The sequence below is a fragment of the Chlamydiifrater volucris genome (genome assembly GCF_902806995.1).
In the GTDB taxonomy this organism is placed as follows: domain Bacteria; phylum Chlamydiota; class Chlamydiia; order Chlamydiales; family Chlamydiaceae; genus Chlamydiifrater; species Chlamydiifrater volucris.
In genome coordinates, this window is the sequence record NZ_LR777654.1 from 72,937 (window position 1) to 87,299 (window position 14,363).

General features: G+C 41.0%; 9 protein-coding genes and 1 tRNA gene. 4 read left to right on the top strand and 6 right to left on the bottom strand.

Annotated elements, in window-relative coordinates:
• Positions 1-6: 6 nt before the first annotated feature.
• Positions 7-3,288 carry a transcription-repair coupling factor gene (gene mfd, locus KJA62_RS00290; protein ID WP_213318058.1) on the bottom strand — a complete coding sequence of 1,094 codons (3,282 nt, stop codon included), beginning with the start codon at positions 3,286-3,288 and terminating at the stop codon, positions 7-9.
• Entirely contained in the window at positions 3,264-5,885 is a 2,622-nt protein-coding gene (gene alaS / locus KJA62_RS00295) for an alanine--tRNA ligase (RefSeq protein ID WP_213318059.1), read from the bottom strand. Before alaS ends, mfd begins: the two co-directional genes overlap by 25 nt.
• A 406-nt stretch (positions 5,886-6,291) precedes the next feature.
• Between alaS and tkt the strand changes: the two genes are divergently transcribed.
• Positions 6,292-8,283 (top strand): transketolase, encoded by a 1,992-nt coding sequence (gene tkt / locus KJA62_RS00300; protein ID WP_213318060.1) that lies wholly within the window; start codon positions 6,292-6,294, stop codon positions 8,281-8,283.
• Between the two features lie 37 nt (positions 8,284-8,320).
• Here the strand turns inward: tkt and KJA62_RS00305 are convergent, their stop codons facing one another.
• Entirely contained in the window at positions 8,321-9,193 is an 873-nt protein-coding gene (locus KJA62_RS00305) for an AMP nucleosidase (RefSeq protein WP_213318061.1), read from the bottom strand.
• A 144-nt stretch (positions 9,194-9,337) separates the two neighbouring features.
• On the opposite strand from KJA62_RS00305, the gene efp reads away from it, so the two are divergent.
• Together efp and KJA62_RS00315 are read left to right on the top strand one after the other, a co-directional pair.
• Complete coding sequence (gene efp / locus KJA62_RS00310) at positions 9,338-9,910, top strand: elongation factor P (protein WP_213318062.1); 573 nt, start codon at positions 9,338-9,340, stop codon at positions 9,908-9,910.
• Between the two features lie 41 nt (positions 9,911-9,951).
• Positions 9,952-10,191, top strand: coding sequence for a hypothetical protein (locus KJA62_RS00315; RefSeq protein ID WP_213318063.1), 240 nt, complete (start codon positions 9,952-9,954; stop codon positions 10,189-10,191).
• Positions 10,192-10,220: 29 nt separating this feature from the next.
• Here KJA62_RS00315 and KJA62_RS00320 read toward each other — a convergent pair whose 3' ends face one another.
• The 3 genes from KJA62_RS00320 to KJA62_RS00330 form a co-directional block, all read right to left on the bottom strand.
• Positions 10,221-11,111: a metallophosphoesterase family protein gene (locus KJA62_RS00320; RefSeq protein ID WP_213318064.1), complete on the bottom strand. Its 891-nt coding sequence runs from the start codon at positions 11,109-11,111 to the stop codon at positions 10,221-10,223.
• 12 nt (positions 11,112-11,123) lie between these two features.
• Positions 11,124-12,689, bottom strand: a complete 1,566-nt coding sequence (locus KJA62_RS00325) for a TCP-1/cpn60 chaperonin family protein (protein ID WP_213318065.1) — start codon at positions 12,687-12,689, stop codon at positions 11,124-11,126.
• Between the two features lie 105 nt (positions 12,690-12,794).
• A tRNA-Cys gene (locus KJA62_RS00330) sits at positions 12,795-12,865 on the bottom strand.
• Positions 12,866-13,005: 140 nt separating this feature from the next.
• Here KJA62_RS00330 and murF point away from each other — a divergent pair.
• Positions 13,006-14,355: a UDP-N-acetylmuramoyl-tripeptide--D-alanyl-D-alanine ligase gene (gene murF / locus KJA62_RS00335; RefSeq protein ID WP_213318066.1), complete on the top strand. Its 1,350-nt coding sequence runs from the start codon at positions 13,006-13,008 to the stop codon at positions 14,353-14,355.
• The last annotated feature ends 8 nt before the right edge of the window (positions 14,356-14,363 follow it).

Sequence of the window (14,363 nt, forward strand, 5' to 3'; positions counted from 1 at the left end):
CAGATCTTAAGAAGACAGCTCTTCTGATAAAGCATCTTCCAATGGAAAGGCCATTTCTATAGCTTTAACAACGTCCGAAAACAGCTCCTGAGGATCAGCAGACAAACTGAAGGGTAAGGTCTTACGAATTTCTTCAGATTTTCCGTGTTTTTGCACCACGAATAAGGTGTTCGAAGTTGCTTTGATTATGGAAAAGTTGTTTTTTACAGCGAAAAGACGAATCTTGGCAAGAACAAATAATAAATCTATAGACACATCATAAGGGCCAAAACGATCCCTTAGTTCTTCCTTGATTTCATCAAGATCTTCATCCGTTTCCGCATTACCTATTTTTTGATAAAACTCTATTCTTATAGTGGCTGAAGGGACATAGTCCTCTGAGATAGAAGTGTTATAAGGAAACTCTATCTTAACTTCATCACCAAAAATTCCCTGAGTTTTGTTTTTCTTGAGGTTTTTGACAGCTTTCTTTAGAAGCTTACAATAGAGATTAAAGCCTATAGAGGTAATGTGTCCTGATTGATCCGTTCCTAAGATATTGCCAGCTCCTCGAATTTCAAGGTCTTCTAAGGCTATTTTCATTCCTCCGCCATATTCTTGTTTGTTAAGAACTTCTAGCCTCTTCGCTGCTCTGCTTGATAGAATCTCTGCGTTTGCAACCATGAAGTAGCAGTAGGCTTTTTTGTTCCAGCGTCCGACTCTACCCTTCATTTGGTAAAGATCTGCCATACCAAATTTATCCGCATTGTCGATAAGGATGGTATTAGCGTTAGGAATATCTATTCCGTTTTCTATCAAGGCCGTTGCTACCAGCACATTTGTCCTACCTGCTTTGAAGGTCTCAAAAATTTTTGTTAATTCCTCTGAGTCCATTTGACCGTGGGCTACGGAAATTTTAGCCTCAGGGATTAACGTACGAATATTTTCTGCTAGAGAAAAAATAGATTCTATACGGTTGTGAATGACGTACGCTTGTCCACCTCGAAGTAACTCGTGTTTAATTGCTGCTTGGATTGTTTCATCTTTCTTTTCTACAACAAAAGAACTTACGGGAAGACGATCATAAGGAGGAACCGTTATAACGGATAAGTCTCTGGCTCCGGACAAAGACATGTAGAGCGTTCTGGGGATGGGAGTCGCTGATATTGTCAGGCAATCGATATCTGGGTATAGTTGTTTTAGATGTTCTTTAACTTTCACTCCAAATCGCTGTTCTTCATCAATGATTAGCAGTCCAGGATTTTTGAATGTAACATCTTTACCTATTAGTCTGTGGGTTCCTATGAGGATATTTATTTCCCCGGAACTTACCTGAGATAGCAGCTGTTTAGTAGCTTTAGTGCCAGAGAAACGGCAAAGAACGCCTATTTTTATTGGAAGATCACTCATTCTTTGACAGAATGTTTCGTAGTGTTGAAGAGCTAGGATAGTTGTTGGTACCATGACGACAACCTGCTTGCCCCCATCACAAACGGCTTTTACTGCTGCGCGCATTAAGACTTCAGTTTTTCCAAATCCTGCGTCACCACAGATTAAACGATCCATAACTTTATCGGACAGCATATCAGAGTAAATACTATCAATGGCTTTCAATTGATCCGGAGTTTCTTCATAGGGGAAAGACTCCTCAAATTTTTTAACATTTTCGCCATTTGGAGGGTATACGAAGGCTGGTAGAGTAGTTCTTTCTGCTTCTAATTTTAATAATTTTTCTGCATAGGCGATCAAGGACTTTTCGGTTAAATCTCTGCAGCGCTTCCATTTAGAACTGTTTAAATCATGAAGATCAGGAGATTTTTCTGAAGATCCAACGTATTTCGATATGAGAAAGGCCTGGTCGGAAGGAACATATAGTTTAGCTTTGTTAGCATATTCTATCACCATGTAGTCTGTCTCAACATTTTGGTGATTGGGTTTTCTTTCCACTCCCAAGAATTTTCCGATACCATTCTGTAAATGGACGACAGTGTCTCCAGGTAGTGGAACATAAACCTCCTCTGTGGAAGAGGAAAAATAACTACGTTGCTTTTGTCTGCGCAAAATTTTTTTATGAGCAAATTCAGACAAAGAAACGGCAGCAAACCCTCCCTCAGGAAAAAAGAAGCCGGAGGATAAGGGGCCTTCCTGAGTATATATAAGAAATTTAGACAAGGTCGCTTTTAGCAGAGTAGCAGACTCCGCTAGAATTTTCCCTTTTGTTCCATACACGCATATTGAGGGAAAATTTTCTTCCTCGAAAGTAGTAGAGGTAAAATCTTCTAAGTATTTTGCATAAGAGGCTAAAGCATTAGCATTTTCCTCGTCATGAATGAATTCTTGATCTATCTTTAAAAATGGGGAGGCCACTCTTTTTATTGGAAAGGTGGAGGACAGAATATCAATCACGTCATTATGTAAAGTCTCTTGAGGGAGTACCTGTGACGATAGAAAAAGTTTAGGATTATTCGCTATATCTGACCATAATTTACTAATGGGAAGAAACTGCTTTTCGTGTGTTCTGAATATGCCTACTTGGTTGGCATAATCGTTTTCTAAATCTATAACCTCATCAAATATGTACAATGTCTGAGAATCAAAGTAATCCGTCAATGATCCAGAAAAATTTTCTCTGGAAAAGTCGCTGGCGGGAGTAATATTTATCTTCGATGTCTTGCCCGTAGAGAGTTGACTTTTAGGATCATAGACTCTTATAGAAGATAAAATTTCTCCCCAAAATTCTAATCGGACAGGCTCTGTAGAAGATAATGGAAAGATGTCTACAATGCCGCCTCGACAGGCAAACTCGCCTTTTTCTACAGCTAAGGTTTTGTGTTGGTAGCCGAGTTCCCTTAAAAGGTCTATAACTAGTTCGGAGTTAATTTCATCATTGACAGAAAGAGTAATGTGCCGGGAAGAAGATTCCTTAGGAGTAGGAGTCTTTTCCAAAAGGGCTTTCAATGTTGTCAGACAAATGACAGGCCCCTTTTTCTCCGATAGCGAGTGGAGTAAGGAATCTCTTTTCCCCACAGCATCAACGTTCACCCATTTCAAAGACAGGTCAATTTCCGAGGAAGGGAATTCCTCAGGAGCATGCCCAAGAAATGTCTCAACGTTCCCTAAAAGGTCGTCGAAGCGCTGCTGGGTTGTTACAACAATAGTCGAGACTGATCTAGCCCAGAACAGCTTAGTTGCCAAAAACGCTGCAGCTCCTGACCCAATATTTTCTATAACTATGGTTGTGCTTTCCTTAAAGTCAGCTCGGCATTGAGAAAAGAAAGAAGTTTTTATTTGCTTTGGGTCGAAATCCATTGTTGTACGATCGAAATGATATCTTCTGTTTGAGGCAAACTCATTGCACTCCCTTGAGAATAATTAGCTTTTCCTCCGCATTTTCCTCCTAGAGGAGAAAGAACATTAGTTAAAAAGGCATTGGCATGGAGGCCTTCGGCGACAAGATTGTCAGATATTTTTACTAAAATAGTTTTTCTGTTTCCTTTGCCAGCCATAGAGACCGTGATAAGATTTTGTGGAGATTTTTGATGTAATTTGTCTGCATAGAGCCGAAGGGCGTGTGCATAATCAGGGTCCGTTTCATGAACAACAAGGAATACCCTTTCTCCAATTTTTCTGGGAGATAGACATTCTATATCTTGCCAAATGAACTGATCTTCTAATTTTTTTATTTTTTCTTTTGCGTCTGAGAGCTCTGAGTAAAGGTTATCTACCTTAATTTCTAAAGCATCGTCAGGGCTCTGTAATTTTCTGGAAAGAGAAGCTAGTAAATCTTCTTTTCTTCTTGAAAAAGCCAAAGCTTCTTCTCCTGTAACAGCTTCTATACGGCGAATGCCTGTTCCCACAGCTTGTTCTTTAACGATAAGAAAAATTCCTATACAACCTGTAGATCTTGCATGAGTCCCACCACAAAGTTCTTTGGAGAACTCCATATCAACAACACGCACAACATCACCGTATTTATCTCCAAAGAATTGTTTAACATCTTTATTGTCTACAACATCAGCGTACAAAGATTCACGAACATTGATATTCAAATTTTCTCGAATTTTCTCATTAACGATATCTTCTATAGTTCGAAGATCTTGCTTGGATAAGGCTTGTGGGTGAGTAAAGTCTAACCGTATCTTGGACTCATCAACGTAAGAGCCAGCTTGACGAACATGAGAACCGAGAACGACCTCTAGAGTTTTGTGAAGCAAATGGCATGATGAGTGGTTGGCGCAAATTTTTAATCTTCTTCCGTAATTTACGTGGGCCGTCACGGCAGATTGAGAGGATAAAGAACCTTCTGTTACTCTGCCCTTGTGAACGATAATTCCAGCTCTTGGAGATTGAGTGTCCTTCACAGAAAAAGATCCGGAAGAGGAAAAAATTTCTCCTTGATCGCCCACTTGCCCTCCTTTTTCCGGATAGAAAGGTGTTGAAGAAAGAATAATTTCTCCCTCTTCCCCTTCATTCAAGCGGTCGACACTTTGACCGTTCTTTAGTAGACAGAGAATGAAACTATCGAAAGAAGTTGTTTCATAGCCGCAGAAATTAGAAGAAATACTTGGATCTAGAGTTTCGTACATAGCATTGTGGTCGGCCCTCATTTTTCCAGAGGATTTTCTGGATAGATCTCTTGATTGCTGGTCTAAAAGAACAAATGTTTTAGTATCTACGGAAATTCCATGATCTTTAGCCATAAGACAAATTTCGTCCAAGGGGAGGCCATAAGTGTCTTTCAACTTGAACGCATCTTCTCCAGATATCTTGCCCTGTTCTTGAGAGTGAGTGATGATTTTTTGGAAGAGAGTCCCACCGCGACTTAAGGTTCTTAGATAGTTCTCTTCTTCTCCGGTCAAAACATCGCAAATGTGTTGTTGAGCAGATTTTAATTCAGGGTAGGCCTCCCCCATAACTTCTACGAGAGCAGGGATGATTTCTCCTAGGAAAGGTTTTGAAAAACCGATTTGTCGACCATAATTAACAGCCCTTCGAAGGATTTTTCTTAACACGTAACCCCTATCCACGTTTCCTGGTAGTAGCCCATCAGCAATGGCAAATGATAGGGAGCGAACATGATCTGCTACAACTCTAAAGGGGGCTCCTTCGAAAGAGGAGATGTAATCCTTCCTTGATAACGACTCAATTTTTCGTATGATATGTCTTAGTACATCTGTTTCGAAAACGGATGAAACTCCAGAAAGCAGAGAAACTAGACGTTCTAGGCCAGCCCCTGTATCGACATTTTTTTTGGGAAGCGGGTTTAGAGAGCCTTTCTTGGAACGATTAAATTCCATGAAAACTAAATTCCAGTACTCTAAAAAACGCTCCCCTTCGGGGTCATTTTCTGGAGATGTCGCAGAACTAAACGAAGCTCCTCTGTCAAAAAGTAGCTCAGAACAAAAGCCGCAGGGGCCTGTGTCGGCCATTGACCAAAAGTTATCTTTATCTTGTAAGCGGACAATTTTTTCCGGTGGTAAATATTTTTCCCAGAGAGAGAAGGCTTCATCATCCTTCTCGTGGACTGTAGCCCAAATCTTCTCCGGATCGAAGTTAAAAACGGAAAGGGAGGCCTCCCAAGCGAAAGAAATAACTTCTTCCTTGAAGTAATCGCCAAAAGAAAAATTTCCCAGCATTTCGAAGAAGGTTAGATGTCTTGAAGTGTGCCCAACGTTTTCTAAATCATTGTGCTTTCCTCCTGCTCGAATACATTTTTGCGCGGTAGAAACCCTGGTGTAGTCTGAAGATTCTTTGTTTAAAAAAATATCTTTAAACTGATTCATCCCAGCATTGATAAAAAGAATGGAAGGATCATTATGAGGAAAGACCGGGGAAGAAGGGAGGAGAGCGTGGCCCCTATTTTTAAAAAATTCTAAAAATCGAGCACGGATAGTGTTACTTAACATAAATGACGTTCTTTGGTTGCGTTTCGAAGGAAAAAATCTTCGGAGGTCCATTATACCTGTAAGAGGTTTTTATATAAGGGGTTTTTATATCGCCTGTTTCTTGTATTGAGGATTTTTTTCGTCACTTGCTTTTTGCTGAATGATTTTTTATGATCCAATGGCTTTGCTGCCGGATTGAGACGAGAATAGCCGTTCGTAGTTAAAACTTGACTTGTTTCTTTCGCGATTGTTGTTTTGGTTTGCTTTCAGTTTTTCTGAACATCCAGCCATTTTTAGGAACAACGGGTTTTTCAATTCGGGGGAGTATTTGTGCCTTCAAATTGAGATAAAGTATTCTCGTTTTCATTGGTTGGTGCCGGATTTAGTATTGTGTAAGTAAAAAGAGGCTTTTTAAGGACAGGTGGGTATGGTTATCAAGGAACTTGATACTGATATTTTGGGAAAAATTTCAGGGGCTATTAAGCAGTTAAGTATCGAAGCTATTCAGAAAGCGGGATCAGGACACCCTGGCATGCCCTTGGGATGCGCAGAATTGGCAGCGTATCTCTACGGATTTGTTTTGAAACACAATCCTAAAAATCCGAATTGGATCAATAGAGATAGATTCATTTTATCTGCGGGTCATGGGTCGGCTCTCTTGTACTCCTGTTTACATTTGGCTGGATACAACGTGTCTATGGAAGACATACAATGTTTTCGACAATTGCATTCTAAAACACCTGGGCATCCAGAGCTTGGACATACTGAAGGAGTGGAAGCTACTACAGGACCCTTGGGTCAGGGAGTTGGAAATGCTGTAGGTATTGCTTTAGGTATGAAAATAATGGCAGCGAGATTTAATCGTCCAGGTTTCCCTATTTTTACTAGCAAAGTCTACTGTCTTGCTGGAGACGGGTGCTTTATGGAGGGTATAAATCATGAGGTTTGTAGCTGGGCTGGGCGAGCAGGGTTGGATAATCTTGTTCTTATATACGATTATAATGGCATCGTTTTAGACGGTAGTATGGAGGAAATCTCTTGCGAAGATGTGAAAGCCCGTTTTCAGGCATATGCGTGGGAAGTTTTTGAAATAGACGGATATGATTTTCATGCTATGGAGAAGGTCTTTGATATTGCCAAGCGCGGGGTAGGGAAACCCATATTGATTATTGCTAAAACGGTTATAGGTCACGGATCTCCTAGGGCAGGTAGTAGTAAAGCTCACGGAGCTCCCTTGGGTGAGGAAGGTGTTGCAGAAACCAAAAGGTATTGGAATTTAGCTGAGGACAAGTTTTTTGTTCCGCGTTCTGTAGAGAAATTTTTTGCAGATAAGCTTCACGAAGATCGAAAATCAGAGGAGGAGTGGGCGGATACGGTTCGAGTATGGTCCAAGCACTTTCCGGACTTGCACAAGGAGTTTTTAGCTTTTGTCGAAAAAGGTTTACCTGAAGATTTGGAACAAAAGTTAAGGGAGATGAAAGTTCCTGAAGCTGTCTCAGGTCGGGCTATTTCTAACAAGATCTTGCAATTGCTTGCCAAAGATATCCCTAACTTATTGGGAGGGTCTGCCGATCTTTCTAGTTCTGATGGTACCTTTATCTCTGACGAAGATATTGTTGGAATAGAAGGGTTTTTAGGGAAAAATATTAAATATGGAGTTCGAGAGTTTGGCATGGGAGCTATTATGAATGGCCTAGCTTCTACAAAGCTTTTCCGTCCGTACGGGGGGACTTTCTTGGTATTTTCTGACTACCTGAGAAACTCTATTCGGCTAGCGGCTCTATCAAAACTTCCTGTGATTTATCAGTTTACCCATGATTCCATTTTCATTGGAGAAGATGGCCCCACACATCAGCCCGTAGAGCAGATTATGTCTCTAAGGGCTATCCCTGGATTGCGTGTATTTAGAGCTGCTGATGCTCATGAGGCTAGGGTAGCTTGGTTTTCTGCTTTGAGGTATAAGGGGCCAACAGCTTTGATCTGGTCTAGACAAAATCTCCCTACATTGGATGAGACTGATAGGCCTTTTTCTGAAGGGGCTGCCAGAGGAGGATATGTTCTTGTTAGAGAAAGACGCCCCTTAGACTTTACTCTTTTTGCCACGGGCTCAGAAGTTTGTTTGGCCGTAGAAGTGGCACGAGAGCTATCTCAATTAGGCAAAGGCGTACGCGTAATTTCTATGCCTTGTTGGGAAATTTTTGAAGAGCAAGATGAAGATTACAAGAACTCCGTGGTCGGTGGAAATTTGGGTAAAAGAGTCTCCATAGAAGCCGGTAGCAGTTTGGGATGGTTTAAGTATATCGGCTTGGACGGAATAGCAATCAGCGTGGAAGGATTTGGACTTTCTGGATCTCCCAAGCAAGTTGCAGAAGAATTTGGTTTCACAGTTCATGGAGTTCTAGAGCAGTTGCTATCATAAGTTACATCTCAGGCCCTCCTTACGGAGGGCCGAGAACTCAATAGTCAGAATCCTTTGATCCGCCAGAATCAAGGTCATCGGCCTCTCCGACTTCCATATGGGGTAGGTCACCCTTGCTAGAGGCTTTTTTGTTAAGTAGTTCCTCGAGCCTGTGGAGGACCGAAATGCCCTTGGAGATGTGGTCTTCTGTGTACGTCTTGAGGACAAAGGAGCTGCTTTGTTTTGTTTTGATGCCTTCCTTACGTAGAGGTAAGTCAGAGATTAGCAATAAGGCCCCTATGGGGAAGTTTCTCCTGTAGCCAGCGGCGAATAGAGTAGCACATTCCATTTCTGCTGTTTGAGCCTTTGTTTCGTAAAGTTTTTTCCGAAATTCTTTATTAAACTCCCAAAAACGAACGTTGGTAGTGTGTGTTATTCCAATATGATAATGAGCTCTACTTTCTTCAAGGATTTCTGTTGTCGCTTTTTGCACAACAAAGTTAGCAAGGGCAGGAACTTCTGGAGGGAAATAAGCGTCCGAAGTGCCTTCCCCACGAATACTTGCGACAGGAACGAAATAGTCTCCGACATTGTAATGAGACCGGAGTCCTCCGCACATCCCTAACATCAAGCTAGCTCTAGTATTGGGTAGAAATGAGCACAAATCAACCGTTAGAGCAGCCCCAGGAGAGCCCAATTTAAAATCTAATATGGAAACTCTCAGTTCGGGGGCATGTGCTGCAGAGAACATAGATCCCTCTGTGATAGGAACTTGAAACATTTTTGCGAAAACGCGGATGTAGTAAGAGAAATTGGTCAAAAGCAAAAAGGGGCAAAAATCTTGAATGTCTGAGCCAGAGTAGCGTTCTAAAGTGTCCCTGGCTATTCTTTCTTCATGTTTTCTATCGTCAAAGTCATTGTCTGGTAACACGGAGCCCGCCTTGTCTAGTAGGTTTTACTCAAGATACAAGATTAATTATTTTTCTGAGATCTGTTTTCTCTGACATTCTTCTGGACAAACCGTCTATTTCAGGAGTAGAATCCATCTACCGATAATGAAACGGAAGTTAATATTATGGTACGTGTAAGCACGAGTGATTTTAGAGTGGGCTTGAGGATAGAGATAGATGGTCAACCCTACCTGATATTGCAGAATGATTTTGTTAAACCTGGAAAGGGACAAGCTTTTAATCGCATTAAGATTAAAAATTTTTTAAACGGTAGAGTCATCGAAAAAACTTTTAAGTCAGGGGAAACTGTCGAGACTGCAGACGTGAGAGAGCAACAGATGAGGCTCTTGTATACAGACCAGGAAGGGGCAACTTTCATGGATGATGAAAGTTACGATCAAGAAACTGTCTTTTGGGAGAAGCTTGAAAATATTAGACAGTGGTTGCTAGAGGATTCTATTTACACGCTGGTGAGATATAATGACGAAATCATTGCAGTTGAGCCCCCTATATTTATGGAGTTGACCATAGTGGAGGCTGCTCCGGGTGTACGAGGAGATACGGCATCGGGGAGAGTTTTGAAGCCCGCAGTGACAAATACGGGAGCTAAGATTATGGTGCCTATCTTCATTGAAGAGGGTGAGGTGATTAAAGTAGACACTCGAACAGGTGATTACGAATCTAGAGTTTCTAAGTAGGTTCTTGTCTAAAATTTGTTGGTTTCGGTAGAGTGCGAGGTATGAAAAAGAAAACATTGATCGCCTCGGAAGAGGCCCAGCTTCTTCGAAAACTTCGTGATCGGGGTATTCAGAGAGAAGAGCAGGAAGCAACTAAAAGAGACATGTGGGTTAAGAAACTCATGGAAATGGCCCCGCCCTCAGCTAGGGATATCGATGTGTCTTCAGTGGTCGATTACAACACCCCGTCAGCAGAGGTTCTTGACTATATAGCCGGCAGGCTCCTAGAGGAAGGTATATAGAGGTCTTCTATCGGACTGTCTGCCCTTTGTCAAAACTGCAGTTCGTAAGAGGACTCAAGCTCCAATTCTAGAGGGGAGTTTTTTTTTCGGAGGCCTCTTATTGCCATGGTGAAGGAGCTGCATCCTTGGCTGCGGACGTCGATTACGTTGAATCGAGCGTTTTTTCTGTCAGAAATGGACCCAGAGTTCAAGATCAAACTAGGATAGTGGTCTTTGCAGCTGTAAACGGCTGCGGCGTGGTCATGCCCGTGTATGTAAATTTTTGCGTTTGAATATTTTTTTAACATATTTTGTAGTAACTTTCCGTTGATGAGATCATGATAAGGTCGGCTTGTCGCTAGCAATGGGTAATGGTTAGCTATGATAACTTTCTCATCTGCAGGAATATTTAAGAAAAAGTTTTCTAGAACGGAAATTTGCATAGGATCCACTTTCCCATGAGAGGTCATCCATCCGTTAGGGTAAGAACAATCTAACAGCACCAGCCACCATTGTTCACTGATTTTATTGAAGGTGACACGTCCTTGCTGCAACTGAGGGTTGGGAAAAATCTTGTAGAAAACTCCCTCCGAGAAAGCTTTCTTTGTGTAAACGTCATGATTGCCTGGTAGCAAGTATATTGGGACAGAAAGCGTTTCTTTAAGGTGATTAATGAAGTTTTTCGCTAAAAGGAACTCTTTTTTAGTAGCAGTAAGAGTGAAATCTCCAGTTACGCACAAAGCATCTACTGATAAACCAGAGATTAGCTCCGAGAAATGGTTAATAATTTTACGCGTTTCAAAGCCCAGAGGACAAAAAAGTTGTCTTAGCATCCCTTTGGCTCGCTTGTTAAAGCATGTAAAAACGTTGAAAGGGAAACAATAGCAATGCAAGTCCGAAAAATGCAGAAGTCGAAAATCCCCTGGAGATTTAGCAATCATAAGCACCTCAAACTATTTTTTGCTGATAACAGCTTCAGATCTTAAAATTAAGGCAGCCAATTCAACAGAGCTTCGAAGAGTTTCTATTACAGTTTTATATGGATCCAAGATTCCTGCTGCAATAAGGTCCTCTATTTGCTCTGAACAACCATTCAATCCCATAACAGGATTCTTAAGTGCCTGCAATTTTTTAATAACTACTTCTGGTTTAAAACCGCTATTAGAGATTATTTGAGACATTGGTATAAAACAAGCTCTTTGTAGAGCCGTTATACCTAATTTTGTAGAAGAATCGGGTTGATTTTCTAACAGTGCCTCGAGAGATGATGAAGCGTAAAATAAAGAGGCTCCTGCACCAGGAATAAAGCCACTTTCTAAAGCTGTTTCTACAGAAAGTATGCATTCTTTGATCGATGATTCAAGGTCTTTGAAGTTCTTTTCACATGCTGAGTTTATATTTATGAAAGACACTTTTTCTGATAATCTTTTTTTTCGTTGTTCAAACAAAAATTTTTCTTGCTCGTCGGCAGTATTTTTAATGCTTTCATTAAGCTTTTTTATTTGTAGTGCATGCAACTCCGGTTGCAGATAACTTCCCAATAGGACCAGCTTGTTTGAAAAGATTCTAGCTTGATCGCATTTTCCTAAAGCTTCTAGAGAAAGTGAAGGAAGATTTTCTTGTCGTACAATGAATGTCCCAGAAAAAAGTGCAGCATCTTCTAATTCATGTTTAGAAAATGAAGAAGGATTCTTTGGAGAAGCTACGCATACTCGAAGAAGATCTTTAATTTTATTAATAATCAATGAAGACAAAGTTTGGGAAGAAATAGATTCACAAAGAATAAGAAGGTCTCTTCCTTTTTCTGATATTTTTTTAAACAGTGTAAGAAATGGGTGTAGTTCGGAAATTTTTTCATGGACAACGAGGACGTAAGGGCTTGATAAGGAGACAGACATAGAAGAAGTATCTGAGACGAAATACGGAGAGGAGAAACCAAAAGGCAATTTTAAGCCATCTGTGTTGCTTAATGGAGGACGTTGTTCTACATTATCAACAAGTATAAATCCCGAGGGGAAAACGGCAGAGAAAGCTGCATGCACCGTTTTAGCTACTAGTTCATTGCCTCTTGAAGCACAAAGGGCTAAGTCTCTTATTTTATCTAAGTCTTTTACTCTCATAGAGATTTGAGAAAGCTCTTTTTCTAATTCTTGAGCTCCTAGGTGTAATCCTTCGATGATTTGTTCTGAATGAGCTCCTTCTTTTATGGCTTTTACGCTCTCCTTTAGAAGGGCTTCTAGTAAGAGAATAGAAGTAATACTGCCTCCACCAGCTTTGGTATTTACAGAATCTCCCAGGGACAAGGCCATTTCCGCTCCTACGACTTCAAAATCATTCTCTAAAGACAAGAGTTTTTTTTGTTCATTAGACAAGCTGCCTCTATTTAGGGAGATGATAGAAGTCCTAGAAACAGTTTCTGGTCCGATATGTGGAGCTACCAACGCAGATAACTTACTGATTCCAGATAGTAATTTATCTATGGCATCCTTACCGAAAGCAAGATTTTTGGCTGAAGACAAGACGCAACCTCCATGAAGGGATACATGCGTACCTTACCAAGAGAGTTTTTACTTCACAATAGTAAGCAGCAATAGGAGGGAACGCTGAAAAGAGAACTATTCCTTAGGTGGCACCCGGAATCGAACCGGGGATAGAGGCTTTGCAGGCCTCGGCCTTACCGCTTGGCTATGCCACCGAGTGGACAGAAGTCTAACAAATATTGGATTTTAGGGGGCATTTTCTTTTCGTCAGCAACCATTTTTTCTGCTTTTCTTGCAATCATTACAAAATCTTTCTTATAGTGAGCTGAGAAAAAAAAGAATTTTAGGTAACAAAATGCGTCCTATTCTTCTGTCTGAGTGGGTTTCTTTGTTGTTTCCAGATGTTCCAGAAGTAGCGTCCTTACAAAAAATATCCGGAGTCGTGATAGACAGTCGCCAGGTTCAGGCTGGGGATGTATTTTTTGCTTTGCCCGGAGCTCGCGTTGATGGACACTCTTTTTTGCAAGAGGCAGCTCAAAAAGGGGCTGTTGCTGCTGTGGTTTCTTCTGAATATTCGGGAAGTAACTTTGGCATGGAGTTAATAAAAGTCTCTTCTGTGTCAGAGGCTTTGTCTCAAGCGGGTAATTGCAAGTACAATTTGTATGAAGGGGTTACCGTTGGAATCACTGGGTCGCTGGGGAAAACAACGGTTAAAGTTTTCCTAGATGCTATTCTTTCTTCTGTGTATTCGGTGTTTTCCAGTCCTAAAAGCTATAATACGCAACTAACGGTTCCTCTAAGTCTTTTGATGAGTGAAGGTAATGAGGATTTCCTGATTCTAGAAATGGGAGTCTCTTCACCAGGGGACATGTCAAATCTTCTGAAAATTATCGAACCTGACGTGGCTGTGGTTACTCAAGTTTCTTCCCAACACAGCGCATTTTTCCCCGATGGAAAACGGGGGATTTGTCACGAAAAGACTCGCATCTTTGGAGTAAATAAGGCACAAATACAGCTTCTGCCTAGGGATAGCGAATTTTTTGAATTTATGAAAAATGTTAATCCCGTGGCTGAGCAATTTTCTTTTTCTTTTAGTAATTTCTTAGCCGATTTTTATTACAAGTCCATATCGGATAATGGGGTGGTTATATCAACTCCTTTTGGAGAGCTATCATTAAATATCAAGTTTCCTTACAAGCCTGCTTATGTTAACTTCTTAATAGCAGTGTCCCTTGCCACCATTCTTGGTATTTCTTCGGAAGAGATAGAGTCTGTTTTGCCAAATATTAAATTACCTCCCATGCGTTTTGAGAGTATGGAAAGCAATGGGATTACAGTTATCAACGATGCGTATAACGCAAGTCCAGAAGCTGTTCTGGCTGCCCTGGAGTCTCTTCCAGATCCAGGCCCTCAAGGGAAAACGGTATTGGTCTTAGGTCATATGGCAGAATTGGGAGCATATTCTAACGAGGGGCATGCTATCGTGGCCGAAGTAGCCTTGAAAAAGGCTCAAGCTATATTTTTTATTGGAGATAAATGGGAACCCATACAGTGGATGTGTGAACAAAGCTCGTGTAATGTGGAGTTTCATCCTACACCTAATTCCTTAGTGGAGAAACTAAAAAAGTTAGTTTGTAAGGGGGATGTTGTCTTGTTAAAAGGGTCCCGGATTTTTGCTTTGGAATCTTTGCTAAACTGTTTTTAGTTCGTTGT